The following is a 20,004-nucleotide window of genomic DNA, read 5'->3' on the forward strand; positions in this document are numbered from 1 at the left end:
GCTAGAAGCCTTTCCGTTCGAGAAACTTGCGCTCGACACCGAGCCGTCATCGCGTGAAAATGTCCCCGCAGCATCGCCCAGGGGCATACATTGAAGAACATCTTGACCCATGTTGAGCCGCTCGCTACCAGTATTGGGTAGCCGGGGGTGGGTAAAAAGTAGGAGCCAGCTATCCCCTCGGTGGGGGAAGAGGATCCCTGACCCTCTTTTCGCCGGCATCTCAATACTATCAGCGTGTAAATCTATCTCGCAGTCCCGAACGGAGGCGCTGTTCCTCAAATCGCCCCTTTTATTTTCGTCGCGTACCCCGGTTTGGGGGTACAAATCTCCACACCTCGGGTTGTACCCCCAAAAGTACCCCCGAAGTACCCCTAAAGGCCGGTCAAGAGTGGCTACGGGGAGCGTTCCAAGCCCCACCATTCCCCGACTTTCCAGCGCCAGCTCAACAAAAACTAAGCCCTCAGGCCGATTTCTCAACCTGAGGGCTAGATCGCATGCGGAGAGTAAGGGATTCGAACCCTTGGTGCGGGGTCGCCGCACAACGGTTTTCAAGACCGTCTCATTCGGCCGCTCTGACAACTCTCCAAGCAGCGCCGCCCACGCGGGCTGCAAAAGGCTAGTTTAGCGTAGTTTCGCGCGCCGCTACACCAGTGGCGCAGCTGCTTCGAGCACAGCCCCAAACTCACCCACCGGCGTGAACTCCGGCAGCAGGATGCGCTCCATCAGATGCGCATCCATATCCGCCGAGTGGTTACCGGAATGGGTCATGCCGGTGTCCTCAAATCCCTGGCGAGCGTAGAAGTCACGCAGCGGACCCACGCAATCCAGGCGCACTCGGTCGTAGCCGTAGGTGACTGCCAGCTGGGCCATCGCGGCCAGGATCGCCCGCCCGGCGCCCTTCGCCTCAACGGCCGGATTGGCCATGAGGGTGTGCAGGTAGAGGGCGGGCATGTCATCGAACCAGATGAGCGGGTCGGAATGCAGGGCGCGCACAGCGGCGGTGATAGTGCCATCGGCCGCGCGCAAAGCCCAGAATTCGCCGGCGTTTATCTGCTCGGCGATCTTCCATACGGGCAGCGAGCCGAGCGGCCACTGGGTGTTGCCGGCGGCGGCCATAGTTTCTTCGATGGCGCGGCGGATAGTGGCGAGGGTGGGGATATCCTCACGCGTGCACCGGGTCAGGTGAGTCAATTGAGTGGTCATGAGAGTCGTCGTCCTCCGCAACTCGGTCCCACAGGGGAAATTCGGTCAGGAATTAGTCAGCGCTTGGCATGCATGAAGCAAATATGCGCTGCTGTTAGGTTGGGTTGGGGGTGGCGTCGTCGTACCGGACGAAACACCGGGGGTGTCACACGGTCATGGGCCGCTGAACGCTAGCGTAAAACAAGAAAAGTCTTCAGTGCAAGCTCTAGTAACGGTCAAGAATCGGTATCGTTGCTGTACGCGAACAGCTGGAAACGCGGGTGGTACCGCCCGGCCTCGCTTGCTGCACACAGGATTTTACACAGCGCGGGGGTTCTGTCAAAACGTGGTGTGCACCACCGGCGCTTGTCTGCCGTGAATGAAGGGCGACGACGCCGCGCCTACCGCTCACCAGTCCTGTTATCCCGCGGAAACGTGCGCGGCGGTAGCCCAACCCCGGCCCGCGGCATTAAGTCTGACAACCGCATAGGATGGTGCCATGACTTCTCTACATAAGGACCCGCACAATGATCGTGCGCAGGCCCCCGCGCCCAGCGCTGGCGCCGCGGCTGGCCGTTCGGCCCGCGCTCTCGTCACCCGTACTGCCGACCGCGATTTCCGCATCCCGGCCGTGCTGCATCGCGATAACCAGCTGACCGTCTTCTTCGATGAACGCCCGCATCCGAGCGGGGATTTTGACTGGGAAAACCTGGGTGGGGCAATGGCTGCCGACCTGCCTAATCCCAACCGTATTTGCTATATCACCGCCAAGCTCCCCGCGCCGGGCACGCCGCTGCGCGCGCAGGACCTTGAGTTTTCCGCTCCGCTCCCGGTTCCGGGAACTCCTGCGGTGTGCGGGGATCCGTGTGTGGCCGGTGCTCCGGTAGCCAGTGCTACGGGCGCGGATGCCGCAGCGCCAACCGCCGCCGGGAACGATGCCGGCATCACTCTGGCCTACGCCGCCTCGGAAGAAATCGGCTATTTCGGCTCCCGTTTTGATGGCCCGCGGCTGGAAGCTTGGATTGCCTGGGGGACCAGCCTAGATTCTCTGAGCCATACTCGGGTGGACGACGAGCTCTATAGTGAGCTGCGTTGCGATGGTCTTTTCGCCACCTCCGGCTCCACCCCGTTGCTGGGCGATACCGCGCTTCTCCCATACGTGACGAACCGCGGCGGGGAGGCTGTTATCTACGTGGTGCATGTGCGCGCAGGCAAGATTGTGGCGATTTCCGAGCCGATCCGCCCGGTGGGTACCCCAGGCCTGGACGAAACCACCCTCGAGGTATGCGGGGGAGAGGTCATCGCGAATATCCGCCTCCAGGGTTGCGGTGGGCGCGTGGTGGCACGCTCGAGCGATGGCCTGAGCTGGTCTGAACCGCAGCCCCTGAACTTCCCCGATCCGGGTTGCAATGCCAAGCTCATCACCTGCGGAGATGGCACCGTCCTCATCCATCCGCATTTGGATACCGCGCGGGAGAACGGCGCTATTATTGACGACGCCGGACGCCTGCTCCGCTCCCTGGGCCCGGGCGAATTCGGTTACTCCGACGCGGTGTGGCTCGCTGATAACCTCGCCGTCGTATTTGAACGTGAGAACTCGCTCTACCTGGACCTGATCCCGGGCGAGGAACTGCGCTAACTAAACCAGAAACGTAGCCGCGTGGCACGCCACGCAACGGGGCCGGGTGAGCTGGAAATCCAGCCCACCCGGCCCCGGTTTGTATCTCGCTTATCGCGCCGCGAGGTGCTTCTCAGCGCGAGGTGCTTTTTTCAGCGAGATGGGGAGCGCTTAGCGCCGCACGCCAGGCGTGTCGATGCCGTCGCCATCCCAGTCACCGATGAGGAGCTGATCGCTTGTCCTGCCGTAAGCGAGGCTTCCGGTGGTGTTCCCGTTTGCGTCAGCGGTATGGATGACATTGCCGCGGCGCACCCCAACGGTGTCCACGCCGTCGCCATCCCAGTCACCCACGATGACCTCATCGCCCACGCGGCCGAAGCTGAAGGTTGCGTCAGCATTACCTCCGGCCAAGGAGTTCTTGATGAAGAAACGATTACCGCGCACGGCCGCGAAGGTATCTTTGCCGTCGCCGTTCCAGTCGCCCACGATGAGCTTGTCGCCGGTCTTTCCGTAGGAGAATACGGTATCGGCGTTGCCGCTGGTCAGGGAGTTCTTCACGAACACCTTATTGCCGCGAATAACCGCGAAGGTATCTTTGCCATCGCCATCCCAGTCACCCACGACGACCTTGTCGCCAGCCTTGCCGTACGAGAATACGGTGTCAGCGTTGCCGCCGCCCAGGGTGTTCTTCACGAAGAACTGGTTGCCGCGGCGAACGGCGAGGGTTTCCTTGCCGTCGCCATCCCAGTCACCCACGAGGACTTCGTCGCCGCTGCGCCCATAGGAGAAGACGAGATCAGCAACTGTGGACGTCCACGAGTTCGAGAGGTAGTTGGCGTTACCGTGCGATTCGGGAACCGCGGGTTTGCTCGGGTCCGGTGTCGGTTCCGGGCTGGGAGTCGGGCTCGGATCCGGAGTGCCCGGAGTCGGGTCGGTGCCCGGAGTCGGCTCGGGCGAAGGTGCAGGCGAGGGATCCGGGCTCGGGTTGGGCTTGGGTGCCGGGTCCGGGCTGGGATCCGGAGTCGGATCCGGTGTCGGCTCAACGCAACCGTCTTTCACTTCAGTCATGCGGTAAACCTTGATTTCCGCGGCGGAGGCCAGTGTATTACGGACGTTTCCATAGGTTCCCGTAATGTGCAGTCGCAGGAACTTAGTGTCCTTGGCGTCAAAGAGGAAAGTGGCTGGATCAGTCGAATCCTTGAAATTCCCTTCGGCAACCTTAACCGCGCTCGCGGCATCCTTACCGGCCCACAGTTCCGCACTGCGAATGCGTCCGTTATTGCCACCTGCCATACGCGGGTACACGTCCACGCGCCCGATGTTCTCAGCCTTGGGCAGATTGAGATCGACATCCAGCGGCAATTTGATGCGCTCGCTCCAGGGCGTGTGCCAAATGGTGTCAAGATTGCCGTCAAGTAGGTTAGCTGCCCCGTTGTTTTCTTGACGTGTTTCCTCAGGAAGTGCGTTAGCGAGACTAATGCCGTCCACTAATTCGGGCTTTGATTCGCAGACCCTGTCTGCCAGAGTGGCTTCGGCAAATCCGTTGACTGCTACCTTATCTCCAGAGGTAAGGCGGAAGGGGATCTTGTAGGGCTGCTTATTGGAGAGTGCCATTTTATCGATGGTAACTGGCACCTGCACAATGCGAGTTTCTCCAGCCTTGAGGTTCTCAACCGTTACAGCTTCGGCACTCCAACCGGAGGGGAGTTCCGTCAGAGTTGCTACGAGGTTGCCGAGTGCTTCGCCGCCGGTATTCGTGATAGAGAGCGGAATCGTCGACTTGCCGCGATATACCTTGGCGTTATCCGCCGGTACCGCCGAAACGGGCAGGGAGTTCAACCAATCCAGGTGGAAATGAGCGTAAAGCATGTCATTGTTATCGCCCTCGTAGAAGATACCGTAGCGACCGTCCTGCAACGCCCACATCGTGGAGTAGGACATGGCACCGCGCTTGAATTGCTTACCAACTGACCACGTGCGCCCGTCGTCGTACGAAATACGCACGAGACCGTTTGAACGCGAGGTCGCGGATGACGAGGAGTAGAGCAAAATCTTCGCCTGCGCACTGCCTTGCGGAGCGTTCGGGAACGCGCGGATAATCGAAGCGTTATTGCGCGGGTCGGGCAGCTGCCATTCAACCTGCATCGGGGTGTAGGTCTGGCCGCCGTCCTTCGAGAAGGCGATCTTGCGGGCCATAATGCCGTCCGAGGACCGCGAGTTGAGCATGACGGTGCCGTCGGAAAGCTCCACGACCTTGTTCTCGTCCATGTTCCCGTAGACCGGCTGGCCGGGGGTCCAGGTGGCGCCATTGTCATCCGAGTAGACGGAGACGGCGGCGTAGCCCTTGCCATTCGGCATAGTCATGGTGAACTGCTGGATGAGGCGGCCCTTGTGCGGGCCGTACTTGAGCTGGATACCAGCGCCGGAGGCCGCGAAGCGGGAGCGAATATTCTCATCGAAGGTGATGTCCTTGGTGATAATGCGCGGGTCGGACCAGGTCTCTCCGTGGTTATCGGAGTAGATAAACTGAGCGTGCAGCACGTTACGGTCGTTGGAATCGGTGCCGGGCTGAGAATCCTGGAAACGTTTGTCGTAGGAGAACACCGAGAACAGGAAAATACGCCCGGTTTCCTCATTCACCACGAAGGAAGGATTGGAGTAACCGTACTTATCGGAGTCGTGGATACTTCCCTTGCCCTGCAGAATTTCTTTTGGTGCTTCCCAGGATCTTCCCTTGTCCTTAGAAATGCGCAAGGTGATGTGATTCGGGTTGGGTGAATCTGCGCAAGAACCGGGGCGACCGTCATAAGCCGCGAGGATCCAGCCGTTCTTTGCTTGGGTGAGTGCGGGGATACGGTAGCAGTGATTCGGCTTATCGCCTTTCTTTGCCAAGCGTACAGTCTTCATGTCCTTGCGATCAGTGGGGATGGTGGAAGGGTCCGGCTGATCCTTAATGTGCTCATTAAGCACTACTAATTCGGGGAGTTCCGCACGAATGTTATCTTGGAGAACTTCTGTTCCGTTGCGGTCCTTAGTGGCGCGGAACACCACATAGGGGGTAAAGGCGCCCTCTTCGGCATCATCTTCGGTGACGGTATATGTGATTGATGAGCAGCCTTGTGTTTCGCCAGGTTTTAAATCTCCCCAGCGGCAATTCGGTGCATTTGTTGGCAGAAAGCCCTTGAGGTTCGATTGATAAGGGAAGGCCGTGATTTTTTGGTCCGATGTGTTGGTGTACGTCACGGCGAAGCGTAGTTCTTCCCCAATTCGTACGGAGCCTTCATCTCCATCGTCAATACGCTCGAAAGTTATCTTCATGTATGAAGATTTGGTAGAATCTTGGTCTTGACTAGGTGTTGGCGGTTTTGCGGTGTCGAGAGTTTCCGTGGGGGCAGGCTTGGCTGCGGGGGACTCTTCCCCCGGGCTAGCCCACGCTGTCAACGGCGTGACCGTGAGGGCAACCGTGGCAGATAGTGCCGCGAATGCCTTCCACCCACGCCGGGGGTGAGGAGTTGACATTGTGCTATTACCTTTCTGGCATACATCATCGTCTCGCCTGACGCTGTTGTCAGACAAAAACGAAAATAGCACAGCAACTCCGCACTTGGAAAGTTGTTGTCAGACAAGAATGCTCAGCGGAACAGCGTTCCGGTCACATAAAACAGTGTTTCGGGCATGCAGAACGACGTTGTGGTCATGCTGTGGAACGTTGTTTTGGTGGATGTCGCGGCCGTGGCGGGTCTATTTCTCCGCGCTTCGGTACGACGGCGCAGCTCAGTCGGCACGTACTTTTCCTAGAGAGTACCGCTCTGATTATAGCGATTGGAACGAACCCGCAGGTAGGCCCAGGCTGGTGGGGTGTACCAGGGGGTTAGTCAAAAAAGCGCTCTTGATGTGCTGGGCAATCTTGTCGGGTCAAGTTGTTCCGGGAGAAGTGACGCGAAGCAAATGTGCCATCACTGTCAGCACGCCGAAGACCTTTTCGCTTTGGCCTTCGGGAAGCGACTCGAATTCAGACAGGGTCCGTAATGCTGCGGTCGGCGCTGGGACGAAGGATTTATTCCACAGACGTCCGTGATGAGCACAGATATTACGAACCACAGTTAGTTGCTCCAGCCAACGCATCAGAGGTGGTTGTGTTTTCGCTTTTCGTTGCTGGTTTTTCGACAAGGTTTCAAGGTAAATGTCAATGTTCAACCCTCTGGAAATTTCACGTTGTTCCTTGGCGGGAAGGCCTTCAAATAGTCGTGAAATATCCGCAAAATCGAGTATTTCAGCTAGAACCCAGAATGGGTACTTTCCGTCGTACTCGTCGCGGTAATGTTTGATTGCTTCATTGTTTTGCCCGACTCTGGCAACCCGTTTCTGCACCGTTGCCATCCATTTTTCATGGTTGAAAGATGGGCGAAAGTAGCTAGGGTTGGTATACCCTAAGGGGGCGTCTACGCATAGCACTTCTCCGATGCGAGTCCGCATTGTAATCTCGATGCGTTCCATGCCGTCGTGGACAAGTGTGCGGAGTTTTCTATCCGCCTCATAAAGCTCAACTGCGGCCAGAAACGTGGTGCCTGGTGCAAAGATGTCGCGGCGGTGTCCGTTGGGCATGAGGATACGAGCCGGATACCAATATGCTGACAGGCGGTAGTAGCTCACATTGGTTAACCATTGCCGAGCTAAAGCGGCATCAACATCCATGCCGCGGTCACGCAGCAGGCCAATATGCTCATCAATGGTTGCGGCTGGCTTCACCTGCTTGGTCAACGCTGCCCCTAGAAGCGGTAAAAAGAGATCCAGCCCACTCCCGACCGGAGTCGAGGCGGGCTGAACGATTACTACTCAATGTAGTCGATTATAAGCACGGTGTGCAAGTCCTGTGACTAAAAACTTGACCCCGTCACAACACCCCGGAAACCCGCGACGTTGGATCCGCGATATCGGCAAAGGAGGCGGCTCGCTGTGCCCGCGCGGCAATATCCGCGGCGCGCTCGGCTCTTTCGGCGCGCTCAGCCTCGTGCTGCTGGGTAGCGGCCTGAGCGGTAAGCGCCTCTGGCGGGGCTTCCGGATCCTCGGAATCCCCGAGTGTACTTTCCGTGCTTCCCCCGGAATTCGCGTGCTGCTGAGCTGCTTCATGGCGGTCAATAATCATATTGAGGGGCCGGTAGTGGTCAATGACTGCCCCGCGATACGCGAAAATATCACCATCTTCGGCGGCCTGAATAATACGTTTATGTGCCTGAGCGGTTTCGAGGAGGAGTTCGTCAACGTCGTCGTCTAAATCGCGCAGCGCAATAGAGTGCACCACCCACAGTGCCGTGACCATCTCTAACGCGACCTCGTTATCGAGCGCGGACGTCATCGCAATGTGGAACTCAATATCTTCGTGCTCGAAATTTTCCCCGCGCAGTGCTTTTTCGGTCATCCGCGCCACGATGTCGTGCAGGTTATCGTGATGGGTGCCCGACAGTGCCCGCACCACGCCTTCCGCCATCCCCAGGTCCAGATATTCGCGCAGCTGGGCCACGCTTTCCACCGCGCCCGTACCGGCGCCGGCCCGTGCGGAGGAACGCAGCAGCAAAGATTCCACCAGCGGGGAGAGGGACATATTCGCCACCTGGGTGCCCTTCCCGCGCTGCGAGGTAACGATATCTAGCGCCGCCAGCTTGGACAGGGCCTCGCGCACCGAGGAACGTGACACCCCGAGTTCCCGGCACAGCTTCGCTTCGGTGGGGAGCTTCGCGCCGGGTTGTAGGCGTTCTTCAATAATTCGTTGTTTCAAAGCGTCCATGACCAAATCGGCGCGATCCGAGCCGGAACCGGTGTGGCCGCCGGTGGCCCGCATAGCGCCCTGCGTGGCATGTGACTGCGCGTCGTCGGGCATCATGACACCTAAGGTATCGGAAAACGGATGTTTTCAAAAGATGCGCGCAGAAATATTGAAAAGGGTCACGTTACGCTCGTTTTCGCGCACTTTCATTCCGTTCGGGGCAGTTTCGAGGTGGTTTCGGCGTGGTACGACGACGCCCGCGCGGCCGCCGCCGCGCGGGGTGCACCCAGCCGCCGACCGTCCCGCTTTCCAGGTTCATCACAAATTGGTCACAGTTTACTCACAAGCCAGATACCGGGCTTGCACAAAGTTGTCAGACAATCTAGAGTCATAGGTACGCGACGCTAAAGATGGTTGTCGCACGCGAAAAAATAGCGGAAATTCGGCAGTGAATTTCCGGAAGAACTCAAAGGAGAGGACACTTCAATGACACGCATGAAGTGGGGCGCCAAGGCCACGGCCGTGCTGGCCGCTGGTGTGCTGGCGCTGTCCGGCTGCGGTGGCGGTGGATCTGACACCGGCAAGAGCGGTGGAGATGCACCCGAGAAGGCCGCAGTTCCCTCGGGACAGCCGGCAAAGGGTGGCACCATTCGCGCGGCAGCCGCCTATGAATCCAATAACTACCATCCTTCGTCTACCTCGTCCGCGCTGGCAACCGGCGCGAATATGCACGTGGTGGAGGGTCTGTACGAACTGGATTACCACGACTACAAGCCCTACCGCGCTCTGGCCAAGGAAGATGCGCCCACCAAGGTGACCGATACCCAGTACGAAGTTTCGCTGCGTGACGGCGCGAAGTTCTCGGACGGCACCCCGGTGACCACGGATGACGTGGTCAAGTCCTTCGAGCGGTCCACCGCTGAGGGCAATATTTACCTGCCGATGCTCAGCTTCATTGACAACGTGCAGAAGAAGGATGACAAGACTGTCACCATCAACCTCAAGCATCCCTTCTCGCTGGTTAAGGAACGTCTGGCCCTCGTCAAGATCGTTCCGGCTTCGATGAGCGATGATGAGCTGACCTCGAAGCCCATGGGTACCGGTCCGTGGAAGTACGATGAGATCACCAGCGCCCACATCAAGTTCTCCCCGAATGAGAACTACAACGGGCAGTTCCCGGCCACCGCGGAAGCGATGCAGTGGGAGATCCTCAAGGACGATACCGCTCGTACCACCGCCTTCCAGCAGGGCACCGTGGATGTTATCGAAGCGGCCCCGGCCGATGCCGAAGCTCTTATCAAGGGTGCCGGCGGTGTGATTGACGCGGTTCAGGGCTTCAACCTGCCCTTCCTGCTCTTCAACACCAAGAAGGCTCCGCTTGATAACAACAAGGTGCGCCAGGCATTCTTCTACGCTGTTGATACTGAGAAGCTGATCTCCAACGCGCTCTCGGGTAATGCGAAGGCCGCCAAGTCCTTCCTCCCGGAGAGCCATCCGAACTTCCACGAAGCTTCCACGGTCTACAAGTACAACCCTGAGAAGGCCAAGGAACTGCTCAAGGAAGCCGGTGTTGAGAACCTCGACATCAAGCTGCTGACCACCGATCACCCGTGGATCACCGCACTGGCTCCGCAGATCAAGAACGATCTGGCTGCCGTTGGTATCAACGCGACCATCGAATCCCAGGCTTCCTCGGCGCTCTACGCCAATAACCTGGACGTCGATAACCCGACCTTCGATGTTGCTCTCGCCCCCGGCGATCCCTCGGTCTTCGGTCAGGACCCCGACCTCCTGCTCAGCTGGTGGTACGGCGATAACACCTGGACCAAGAAGCGCACCCAGTGGGGTGGCTCCGAGAAGTTCAAGGAACTGCACCAGTACATGGATAAGGCTGTCACCCTTGAAGGCGACGCCCAGCAGCAGGAATGGAACAAGGCCTTCGATCTGGTATCCGAAGAAGTTCCGCTCTACCCGCTCTTCCACCGTCAGATGCTGACCGCGTACTACCCGGACAAGGTCACCAACTTCTCCCCGATCTCGACGACCGGCCTTGATTTCATCAACGCTGGCGCCGCGGCTGGAAAGTAAATAATCGCGTGACTCAGCGCTGACGACACGCGCGGCGCTGGTTCAAAGAACACACGGTAATGCGAGGGCCGGGGGTGGTGTAAACCCCACCCCCGGCCCGAGCTTTGCCCAAATACTCCCTCAAATAGTCAACGCGGGGCGCCGCAGCCCCGAGGAGATATTGCAGTGAACAACCTTCTCAGACTCATCGGGCGCCGCCTGCTGGTGCTTCCGATCATGGTTCTGGGCGTTGCCTTCCTCGTCTTCTTCCTGATGTCCTTCTCTAAGATCGATCCGGCCTATTCGGCCCTCGGTGAAGGGGCATCTGAAGAAGCTCTGGAAGCCTACCGTCAGGCCATGGGACTCAATGATCCCTGGCTCGCTCAGTTCTGGAACTTCCTCGTCAACTTCGTGCAGGGCGACCTGGGCACGTACGGCGCCAACCAAGCTTCGGTGGCCGAGCGCGTGGGTGAGGCCTTCCCCATCACCATGCAGTTGACCTTCCTCGGCCTTATTATCGCCGTTATTCTCGCTTTCGTCTTCGGTGTCATTGCCGCGCTCTACCGCGATAAGTGGCCCGACAAGATCATCCGCGTCTTCTCCATCGCTTTCATCGCAACGCCTTCCTTCTGGCTGGCCGTTCTTATGATCCTGGCGTTCTCCGTCAATATGCCTCTGCTTCCGGCATCCGGCGCGCTCCCGGCTTTCAGTGAAGACCCGGCCGGTTGGTTGGCGCGCATGGCGCTGCCGGCTATCGCCCTGGGTGTCCCGGTGGCCGGTTCCCTCACCCGTGTTATTCGTACCTCGATGGTGGAGGAACTCGATAAGGACTACGTGCGTACCGCTATCGGTGCAGGTATCCCCAAGCGCGTGGTGGTTTCCCGCAACGTGCTGCGCAATGCCCTTATCTCCCCGGTGACCGTGCTCGGTCTACGTATCGGCTACCTCATGGGTGGCGCTGTGGTTATTGAAGTTATCTTCAACATGCGCGGCATGGGTATGGCTATCCTCGAAGGCGTCCAGCAGAACTACCCCCTCCTGGTGCAGGGCGTGGTCCTCGTGGTGGCCTTGGCCTTCATCGTCGTCAATATTGTGGTTGACATGCTTTACGTGCTGATCAACCCGCGTATCCGGGAGGTCTAATCATGAGGCGTAAACTCACGGAAAAGATGGAACGCCCCGGTGTCCGGTTTAAGCGTTTCCGCAATATGACCCGCGGCGCCCAGCTGTGCGTCGTCGTTCTGGTGCTCATTGCCCTCGCGGCCGTTTTCGCACCCCTTATTTCCCCGCACGACCCGCAGGCAATTGAAGTTGCCCGCCAGGCACCCAATGGTGATTTCCTCTTCGGTACTGACGAAAAGGGCCGTGACATTCTCTCCCGTATGATCTACGGTGCCCGCTACTCGCTGGTTATCGGCTTCGCCGCTACCGCTTTCGCGCTCTTCTTCGGTGCGATCTTCGGTGCGCTGGCCGCGGTCTCCCGCAAGTGGATCTCCGAAGTGATCATGCGCTGCATGGACATCATCATGTCCTTCCCCGGCATCGCGCTGGCCGCGGTGTTCGTCTCGGTATTCGGCAATACCCTGCCCGTCATCATCATGGCGATCGGCTTCCTCTACATTCCGCAGATCACCCGCGTGGTGCGCGCGAATGTTATGAGCGAATACGGTGAAGATTACGTGCGCGCGGTCATCGTTTCCGGCGCGCGGGCTCCCTGGATCCTTATCAAGCACGTGGCGCGCAACTGTATCGCCCCGGTCATGGTGTTCACCACCGTGCTCGTGGCCGACGCGATTGTCTTCGAAGCCTCGCTGTCCTTCATCCAGGCCGGCATCGCCGAACCCACACCCACCTGGGGTAATATCCTCGCCGACGCTCGCGGCGGCGTGCTCCTGGGCCGGTGGTGGCAGGCGCTCTTCCCGGGCCTTGCCATTATGATCACGGTGCTCTGCCTCAACATCCTCTCCGAAGGTCTCACGGACGCCATGGTGGCGGCCCCGAAGGCCGCGGCCGTTCCCGATAACGTGGACGTTAATGCCAAGCGTGAAGAGGATCGTCTCCTCGTGGATCCGGTGGCCGCTTACGCCGCCCAGCACGATGCGCTGGTCCAGCGTCTGGAGGAACTGCGCCACGCAGAAGAACGGCGTACCGACCGCTTCGAACCCACCTCGCAGGAGGCACCGGTTATCGAAGTGCGCGACCTGTGCATCAAGTTCCCGCGCCACGGCGATGTCAATGTGGTAGACCATGTGTCCTTCAATGTGCGCGCCGGTGAAACGATGGGTCTCGTGGGTGAATCCGGGTGCGGTAAGTCCATTACCTCCCTGGCGATTATGGGCCTGCTCGATAAGTCCGCCGATATTAGCGGTGAGATTATGTTCAACGGGCAGAACCTCCTCGAGCTCACCCCCAAGCAGCACAACGAGCTGCGCGGGCATGAGATCGCGATGATTTACCAGGACGCCCTGTCCTCCCTCAACCCGTCCATGCTCATCAAGGCACAGATGAAGCAGCTGACCAGCCGCGGGGGCACCCGCACCGCCGAAGAGCTCCTCGAGCTGGTGGACCTGGATCCCAAGCGGACCCTGGAGTCCTACCCGCACGAACTTTCCGGTGGCCAGCGCCAGCGCGTGCTTATCGCCATGGCGCTCACCCGTGACCCGAAGCTGGTGATCGCGGACGAACCGACCACCGCGCTTGATGTGACGGTTCAGGCCCAGGTGGTGGAGCTTCTCAACCGCCTGCGCAAGGAGCTCGGCTTCGCGATGGTCTTCGTGTCCCACGATCTGGCGCTCGTTGCCGAAGTGGCCCACTCGATTACCGTCATGTACGCCGGTCAGGTTGTGGAGCAGGCATCCACGAAGGAACTGCTCACCGACCCGCACCACGAATACACTCGCGGTCTGCTCGGTTCCGTGCTTTCCATCGAAGCGGGTGCCGGCCGGCTCCACCAGGTGCCCGGCACGGTTCCCTCGCCGCGCGACTTCCCGAAGGGCGATCGTTTCGCCCCGCGGTCCTCGCACCCGACGGTGGGCCTGGACACCCGCCCGATTATGAAACGTGTGGGCGAGACGTGGCACTTCTACGCCGCCCAGCCCGACGCTCCGGACCCGGCCACCACCAACCTGGTGCCCAAGGAATCGCTGCGCGCGTCCAGCGCTGCCGAGACCGCCACCGGCGCCGCAGCTCACACTGCTGGCGAAGCCGCCGATGGCGCAGCCGGCCCGGATGCCCAGAAGTGACGAAGGAGGAAAGATCATGACAACTCTGGATACCGAAGCTCGTCACGCTGCCGGTGCGTCCGTAGCGGACCGGCCTACCCTTTCCGATGTACCGATTATCGAGTTGCGCGACGTTGATGTCACCTTCCGCACCCGTACCGGTTCCATCTTCAATCCGAATAAGGTGCGCGCCGTACGCGGCGTGAACCTTTCCCTGATGCCCGGCCAGACCATCGGTCTCGTTGGCGAATCCGGTTCCGGTAAGTCGACGACGGCGAACGTGATGTGCGGACTCCAGTCCCCCACCGGCGGCCAGGTATTTTTCAAGGGTGAAGAAGTCACGAAACGTACCGCTGCCCAGCGCCGCCATATCGGCCGCGTGGTCTCGGTGGTGTTCCAGGATCCGGCCACGGCGCTTAACTCGCGTATGACCGTACGTGACCAGCTCCTCGACCCGATGACGGTCCACAAGATCGGCACTCGCGAGGAACGCTACGGCCGCGTGGAAGACCTTATCGGCATGGTGGGCTTGCCCCAATCGGCGCTTGACGCGCTGCCCGGGCAGCTCTCCGGTGGACAGCGTCAGCGCGTGGCTATTGCCCGTGCGCTGGCTGTGGGCCCAGACGCGATCATCGCGGACGAACCCACCTCAGCCTTGGACGTGTCCGTGCGCGCCCAGATCCTCAACCTGCTCACCGATCTCAAGCGGGATCTGGGGCTGGCGATGGTTTTCATCACCCACGATATTCAGACGGTGCGTTACGTATCGGACAAGATCGCGGTGATGAATCACGGAGAGATCGTGGAATGGGGAGACGCCAAGGACGTGCTCCACAATCCGCAAAATGACTACACGAGAACCCTATTGGCAGCGGCGCCCTCGCTGCTTCACCCGAAATTGGAGGCATAGTCCCATGTCAGATCCTCGTTTCCGCGGCGTTATCCCCCCGACAGTTACGCCGCTGACCGAAGAACGCGAACTCGATAAGGAGTCTTTCGCACGCTCGCTCAACCGGATGCTCGACGCCGGAGTGCACGGCCTGTTCGTGCTCGGCTCAACCTCCGAAGTGGTGTTCAGCACCGATGCGCGGCGTCGTGAAATCCTCGAAACCGCGGTGGAAGTTGCTAACGGGCGTGTTCCGGTGCTCGCCGGCATTATCGATATGCAAACCGAGCGCATGATTGAGCACGCGCGTGATGCCCAGGCCATCGGGGTGGACGGCATCGTCGCAACGGCGCCCTTCTACGCGCTGGGTGGGGAAGCGGAAATCGAAGCGAACTTCCGTTACATCCGCGATGCCGTGGACCTGCCGCTTTTCGCCTACGACATCCCGGTGTGCGTGCACAAGAAGCTCTCCATTGACCTGCTGATGCGGTTGGGGCGCGAAGGCGTGCTGACCGGTGTCAAGGATTCTTCTGGCGACGACGTTAACTTCCGCTTCCTGCTGGAGGAGAACAAGGCCGCCGGTAACCCTCTCAACATCCTCACGGGCCACGAAGTGGTTGTGGATGGCGCCTACATGGGCGGCGCGGACGGATCCGTTCCGGGCCTGGCTAATGTGGCACCGCGCCCCTACGTGGAGCAGTGGGATGCGGCGCAGGCCGGGGACTGGAAGCGCGTTGCTGAATTGCAGGACGAGCTTGCCCATCTCATGCGCATCGTCATGGTGCCCAAGGGCGTGCAGGGCTTCGCGGCCGGCGTGGGCGCCTTCAAGGCGGCCATGAAGGAACTGGGGGTTATCGCCTCTAACCAGATGCCGCGGCCCGTCAAGGCCCTCGAAGGTGAGAACGTCGAAGCTATTCGCGGCGTGCTCGCCAGCTGCGGGCTGCTCTAAGGAGCACTCATGAAGGTAGCACCGTTCCAGCCCGGCTCCGAGTTTTCGCTGCTCGGGCTGGATATCGGGGGAACCAAAATCGCGGGGGCGGTGGTGACCTTTGCGGCCACCGCCCCGGGCGGTGATGCCCCGCGCATCTCCCTCGAGGCCAGTATTCCAACCGAGGCGCGGCGTGGTGGAGCCCGGGTGCTGGCGGATATCGCAGATTTCGCGGAACGCCAGATCGCGGCAGCCAGTGCCGCCGGAACGCCGGTGAGTGGAATTGCTATCGCCAGCGCCGGAGTGGTGGACGTGGAGACCGGGTGCATTACCTCCGCCACGGACACCATGCCCGGCTGGGGCGGTCAGCCCCTCGGCCCGCATCTTGCCGAACGCTGCGGCCTGCCGGTGCGGGTTCTCAATGACGTGCACGGGCACGCCCTCGGGGAAGCAACGTACGGGGCGGGCGCCGGTGCGCGTACCGCACTTGTTATCGCTGTGGGAACCGGGCTGGGCGGCGCGGCCGTTATTGACGGACGGATCCTTTTCGGTTCGCACGGGGTGGCCGGCCACTTCGGTCATATTCACCATCCTTATGCCGCCGGATTGGTTTGCTCCTGCGGGCGCGATGGCCACGTGGAATCAGTGGCCTCGGGTAGCGGGGCGGCCCGCCTCTACGCCAAGCGCCAAGCTGAAGCGCACGTGGAGGGCGCGAGTTACGCTGCCGCGGCAGCGGCTTCCCTCACCGGGATCGCCGATGTTCCCGAAAGTGCCTACCGGAAGGCCCCGGGCGCGCAGCGCCCCGTCGTCGTCCGGGGAGGTCGAGAACTGAAAGCCCTCGTGGACGCGGGCGATATGTTCGCGCGCGAGGTGTTTACCGACGGTGCTTTCGCGCTCGGGCAGACCCTGGGCGGGCTGGCTAATTCCTTTGACCCGGACGTTATTATCCTGTCTGGCTCGCTTATTCACGTGGGTGAGTTTTGGATGGAGGCGCTGCGTGAGGGTTACCGGCGCGATGCCATGGTGGGCACCGCCGCCACCCCGATTGTGGAGGGTAGCCTGGGATCGCAGGCCCCCCTTATCGGCGCGGCCGTCCATTTCTTGCACGCCGCCGGTTAACGTGGCGTGCGGGTGGCGCGCTAGGAGCGCCGAACCGTCTCGCCGCGGGCTGCGCGGGCCGCGCTGGGAGCGCCGGCCGCACGAAGCGCGCCGCATAACTACAACTCTGCATTTCTCGTTATAACTTAGGAGTTATCGTGCATCCGATGATCGAATCTCTCCGCGGGCACCTCGTTGTGTCCTGCCAGGCGTACGTGGGTGAACCGCTGCGCCACCCCGAAACGATGGCGCAGATGGCCCTCGCCGCCGAGCGCGGGGGAGCGGCGGCGATTCGCTGCCAGGGCCTGGCGGATATTTCCGCGATTAAAGGCCAGGTGGAAGTGCCTGTCATCGGCCTGTGGAAAGAGGGGCACGAAGGCGTTTTCATCACTCCGACCCTGCGCCATGCCCGCGCCTGCATCAGCGCCGGCGCCGATATCGTAGCGCTCGATGCCACGTCCCGTCCGCGTCCGGATGGCTTGAGCTTCGCGGAAACCGTGGCTGCTCTTCTCGACGACGGCGCCCTCGTCATGGCGGACTGCGGTTCGATTGATGATGCCCGCGCCGCGGCTCAGGCCGGCTGCCATATCCTCGGAACCACCCTGGCGGGCTACTCCGGGGACCGCCCGAAGACCGACGGCCCCGATATTGAGCTGCTGGCTCAGATGGTCGCAGAATTCCCGGAGATCCCGGTGGTCTGCGAAGGGCGTATCCACACTCCGGAGCAGGCGCGCGCTGTTATGGAAGCCGGTGCCTGGGCGGCCGTCGTCGGAACTGCTATTACGCACCCGACCACGATCACCACGTGGTTCCGCGAAGCCGTCGAAAACTAAAACTTCACTTGGGTTCCCGCGCGTGATTGAAACGCGGGGCCCGCGAGCACTGACCACTGCCGCGTTTCACGTGAAACGCGCCCGGGAAAGGACGAATCTCATGCATATCGGAATTTTCGCCACCGCGGACGAAGCCTCCCGCGAGGGCGCACGTATTATCCAGGATCTTTTCGCGCGGAACGCGAAGGCGACACTCGGGGTGGCCACCGGTTCCACGCCGGATCTCCTCTACGCGGCGCTGCGCGAAGCCCACGCGGCCGGCGAATTTGATCTTTCCGGCGCCAAAGCTTTCGCGCTGGACGAATACGTGGGGCTGGATCCGGAGCATCCGGAATCTTACCGCAATGTGCTGCGCCGCAACCTGGTGGGGGATGACAAGACCGGTCTGACCGAGGAAGGGCTCAATACTCCCGATGCGCAGAACCCGGATCCGCAGGTAGCAGCCGCCGAATATGATGCCAAGATCGGCGCGGCCGGCGTGGACTTGCAGATCCTTGGCATCGGCGCGGACGGGCATATCGGCTTCAACGAGCCGGGTGGTTCGCTGGTGTCGCGCACTCACGTGGAGGCGCTGGCCCCGCAGACCATCAAGGACAATGCGCGGTTCTTCGACGGTGATGAAGCAGCCGTCCCGACCCGCTGCATCACCCAGGGCCTGGGCACCATTATGGAAGCGAAGAAGCTGGTGCTCTTCGCCTTCGGTGCCAATAAGGCCGATGCGGTGCGCGAGCTGTGCGAAGGCCCCATCAGCGCTTTCTGGCCCGCCACGATTATTCAGATGCACCCGGATGTCACCGTGCTCCTGGATGAAGAGGCCGCCGCGCAGCTCAAGCTGACGGACCTGTACCGCGCGCGTTGGGAGATGATCTAAGTGTTTTATCTGGGGCGCGTTCTCAACGGGTACGGCCGCGAGGTTGGGTACGGCATTGAGACCGACGACGCCGGTACGCTGGCCCGGGTTCTCACCGCTGAGGAGGCCGCCGCGGTAACCGCGGGGCTGGCTGCGGAGCGGGAATCACGCGGAATCGAAGCTCGGGCCGCGGAGGCTTTCGGGCTGGGCGCTGATAACCCGCAAGTACGCCGGGCACATGTTATTACCCCCGGCCTCGTGGATATTCACTGCCACGGCGGTGGAGGTTTCGCGTTCCCGGATAACTATACGGAAGAGGAGATCGCTACCGCGATCCGTACCCACCAGCGCGGGGGGACCACGGCGATGTTCGCTTCCTTGGTTTCGCTGGCGGATCCGCTGCCGCAGATTGAGGCGCTTGTGCCGTTCTGCGAACGCGGGGAGCTAGCCGGTATTCACCTGGAAGGCCCGTATATTTCGCGGGAAAAGTGCGGGGCGCAAAATCCCGAGGTGATCCGCCCGGTGGATGAGGCCGAGCTACGTTCCTGGCTGGAAGCCGGGCGTGGCTGGATTAAGACGATGACCGTTGCCCCGGAAGCGGAAGGTGCCCAGCGGGCCGCCGAGCTGCTGCTTGAGTACGGCGGTAAGCCGTCCTGGGGGCATTCCCACGGGGACGGTGCGGTTACCCGGGCCGAAATTGCGCGCACCCTGGAGGTGGCGCGCCGGCACGGGTACACGCCGTTGGCGGCGCTGGGTGATGGCAGCGGTAGCGCCGTCGGGCAGGAAGCCGCACAAACGGTAACGCACCTCTTCAACGCGATGACGGCTTTCACGCACCGGGCACCCGGCCCGATCCGTGAGTACATTCAGGCGGCGCGGCGCGGTTTCATCAGCGCTGAGGTGATTGCCGATGGCTACCACGTGCATCCGGATCTTGTTGAGGATGTGGTGGCCTACCTTGATGAGCCGGATCTCGGGGCCGGGTTCGCAGGTGCGCACGGTGCCGGAAACGGGGCGGGCGCCGCGGGTGCCGGCGCGGGCCAGCTGGGTATTCCCGGGGCTTTCTTCGTTACGGATTCTTTGGCCGCGGCCGGTATGCCTCCCGGGAAGTACACCCTGGGCGGACTCGCGGTGGAAGTGCGCGACGGCGCCTGCTACTTGGAAGGTACCGATACTCTAGCCGGCGGTGCTTCGGTGCTGGCTGATCAGGTGGCCCTCTTTGCCGGGCGCGGGAAGCTGACGCTCCCGCAGCTGGTCCGGGCCACGGTGGCCGGGCCGGTCTACGCCGGTGGCACCTGGGATGCTCCCGGAGTCACGGTGGACTTCACCCCGGGCAAGCCGGTCAATCTTGTCGCCTGGACTGAGGCGATGACCCCGCTGGCGGTTGTCCGCGAAGGAGTGGAAATTTCCCACTCCTAAGCATCGGGTTCCATGCCGGGCCCGGGAGTTCTCACGCCGGAACGTGCCGATGGCCCACGTTGGAAGTATGTGCGGGCACGGCAGCACCACAAGCCGGGAAGCGTTCACTGCCTCCCTCGGGCAGGATCGGGCGTGTCG

14 protein-coding genes and 1 tRNA gene are annotated in these 20,004 nt (G+C 61.1%); 10 read left to right on the plus strand and 5 right to left on the minus strand.

From position 1 onward, the window contains the following. Positions 1–497: 497 nt before the first annotated feature. Both AC5RK6_RS06030 and AC5RK6_RS06035 read right to left on the minus strand, forming a co-directional pair. Positions 498–585 (minus strand) — tRNA-Ser (locus AC5RK6_RS06030). Positions 586–642: 57 nt separating this feature from the next. Then, positions 643–1,203, minus strand: coding sequence for a GNAT family N-acetyltransferase (locus AC5RK6_RS06035; protein WP_320757978.1), 561 nt, complete (start codon positions 1,201–1,203; stop codon positions 643–645). Positions 1,204–1,681: 478 nt separating this feature from the next. On the opposite strand from AC5RK6_RS06035, the gene AC5RK6_RS06040 reads away from it, so the two are divergent. Beyond that, on the plus strand, positions 1,682–2,821 hold the full coding sequence (locus AC5RK6_RS06040; RefSeq protein ID WP_320757979.1) for a sialidase family protein: 1,140 nt from the start codon (positions 1,682–1,684) through the stop codon (positions 2,819–2,821). 150 nt (positions 2,822–2,971) lie between these two features. Here the strand turns inward: AC5RK6_RS06040 and AC5RK6_RS06045 are convergent, their stop codons facing one another. From AC5RK6_RS06045 to AC5RK6_RS06055, 3 genes are all read right to left on the minus strand, one after another. Then, entirely contained in the window at positions 2,972–6,319 is a 3,348-nt protein-coding gene (locus AC5RK6_RS06045) for an exo-alpha-sialidase (protein ID WP_435730946.1), read from the minus strand. A 396-nt stretch (positions 6,320–6,715) separates the two neighbouring features. Beyond that, complete coding sequence (locus AC5RK6_RS06050) at positions 6,716–7,561, minus strand: Abi family protein (protein WP_320757981.1); 846 nt, start codon at positions 7,559–7,561, stop codon at positions 6,716–6,718. Positions 7,562–7,694: 133 nt separating this feature from the next. Then, positions 7,695–8,681 carry a FadR/GntR family transcriptional regulator gene (locus AC5RK6_RS06055; RefSeq protein WP_435730945.1) on the minus strand — a complete coding sequence of 329 codons (987 nt, stop codon included), beginning with the start codon at positions 8,679–8,681 and terminating at the stop codon, positions 7,695–7,697. Positions 8,682–9,050: 369 nt separating this feature from the next. Here AC5RK6_RS06055 and AC5RK6_RS06060 point away from each other — a divergent pair, with 369 nt between their 5' ends. The 9 genes from AC5RK6_RS06060 (at position 9,051) to AC5RK6_RS06100 (ending at position 19,866) form a co-directional block, all read left to right on the plus strand. Continuing rightward, complete coding sequence (locus tag AC5RK6_RS06060) at positions 9,051–10,652, plus strand: ABC transporter substrate-binding protein (protein ID WP_016441973.1); 1,602 nt, start codon at positions 9,051–9,053, stop codon at positions 10,650–10,652. Positions 10,653–10,817: 165 nt separating this feature from the next. Continuing rightward, the gene (locus tag AC5RK6_RS06065) at positions 10,818–11,774 is read left to right on the plus strand and encodes an ABC transporter permease (RefSeq protein WP_016441972.1); all 957 of its coding nucleotides are present in this window, start codon (positions 10,818–10,820) and stop codon (positions 11,772–11,774) included. 2 nt (positions 11,775–11,776) lie between these two features. After that, on the plus strand, positions 11,777–13,873 hold the full coding sequence (locus tag AC5RK6_RS06070; protein ID WP_410374485.1) for a dipeptide/oligopeptide/nickel ABC transporter permease/ATP-binding protein: 2,097 nt from the start codon (positions 11,777–11,779) through the stop codon (positions 13,871–13,873). Between the two features lie 16 nt (positions 13,874–13,889). Next, entirely contained in the window at positions 13,890–14,762 is an 873-nt protein-coding gene (locus AC5RK6_RS06075; RefSeq protein ID WP_241227695.1) for an ABC transporter ATP-binding protein, read from the plus strand. A 4-nt stretch (positions 14,763–14,766) separates the two neighbouring features. Further along, positions 14,767–15,687, plus strand: a complete 921-nt coding sequence (locus AC5RK6_RS06080; protein WP_016441969.1) for a dihydrodipicolinate synthase family protein — start codon at positions 14,767–14,769, stop codon at positions 15,685–15,687. A 9-nt stretch (positions 15,688–15,696) separates the two neighbouring features. After that, on the plus strand, positions 15,697–16,785 hold the full coding sequence (locus tag AC5RK6_RS06085) for an ROK family protein (RefSeq protein ID WP_320757983.1): 1,089 nt from the start codon (positions 15,697–15,699) through the stop codon (positions 16,783–16,785). A 137-nt stretch (positions 16,786–16,922) separates the two neighbouring features. Further along, complete coding sequence (locus AC5RK6_RS06090) at positions 16,923–17,597, plus strand: N-acetylmannosamine-6-phosphate 2-epimerase (RefSeq protein ID WP_320757984.1); 675 nt, start codon at positions 16,923–16,925, stop codon at positions 17,595–17,597. A gap of 100 nt (positions 17,598–17,697) precedes the next feature. Beyond that, positions 17,698–18,468 carry a glucosamine-6-phosphate deaminase gene (locus tag AC5RK6_RS06095; RefSeq protein ID WP_320757985.1) on the plus strand — a complete coding sequence of 257 codons (771 nt, stop codon included), beginning with the start codon at positions 17,698–17,700 and terminating at the stop codon, positions 18,466–18,468. Continuing rightward, on the plus strand, positions 18,469–19,866 hold the full coding sequence (locus AC5RK6_RS06100; protein WP_320757986.1) for an N-acetylglucosamine-6-phosphate deacetylase: 1,398 nt from the start codon (positions 18,469–18,471) through the stop codon (positions 19,864–19,866). Positions 19,867–20,004 lie beyond the last annotated feature (138 nt).

It is taken from the genome of Actinotignum sp. usb-actsch-213 (assembly GCF_059085665.1).

Bases quoted from the DNA above. Each gene is read 5' to 3' on its own strand.
- AC5RK6_RS06035 (WP_320757978.1), bottom strand. From the start codon at position 1,203: ATGACCACTCAATTGACTCACCTGACCCGGTGCACGCGTGAGGATATC.
- AC5RK6_RS06040 (WP_320757979.1), top strand. From the start codon at position 1,682: ATGACTTCTCTACATAAGGACCCGCACAATGATCGTGCGCAGGCCCCC.
- AC5RK6_RS06045 (WP_435730946.1), bottom strand. From the start codon at position 6,319: ATGTCAACTCCTCACCCCCGGCGTGGGTGGAAGGCATTCGCGGCACTA.
- AC5RK6_RS06055 (WP_435730945.1), bottom strand. From the start codon at position 8,681: ATGATGCCCGACGACGCGCAGTCACATGCCACGCAGGGCGCTATGCGG.
- AC5RK6_RS06060 (WP_016441973.1), top strand. From the start codon at position 9,051: ATGACACGCATGAAGTGGGGCGCCAAGGCCACGGCCGTGCTGGCCGCT.
- AC5RK6_RS06070 (WP_410374485.1), top strand. From the start codon at position 11,777: ATGAGGCGTAAACTCACGGAAAAGATGGAACGCCCCGGTGTCCGGTTT.
- AC5RK6_RS06075 (WP_241227695.1), top strand. From the start codon at position 13,890: ATGACAACTCTGGATACCGAAGCTCGTCACGCTGCCGGTGCGTCCGTA.
- AC5RK6_RS06080 (WP_016441969.1), top strand. From the start codon at position 14,767: ATGTCAGATCCTCGTTTCCGCGGCGTTATCCCCCCGACAGTTACGCCG.
- AC5RK6_RS06085 (WP_320757983.1), top strand. From the start codon at position 15,697: ATGAAGGTAGCACCGTTCCAGCCCGGCTCCGAGTTTTCGCTGCTCGGG.
- AC5RK6_RS06095 (WP_320757985.1), top strand. From the start codon at position 17,698: ATGCATATCGGAATTTTCGCCACCGCGGACGAAGCCTCCCGCGAGGGC.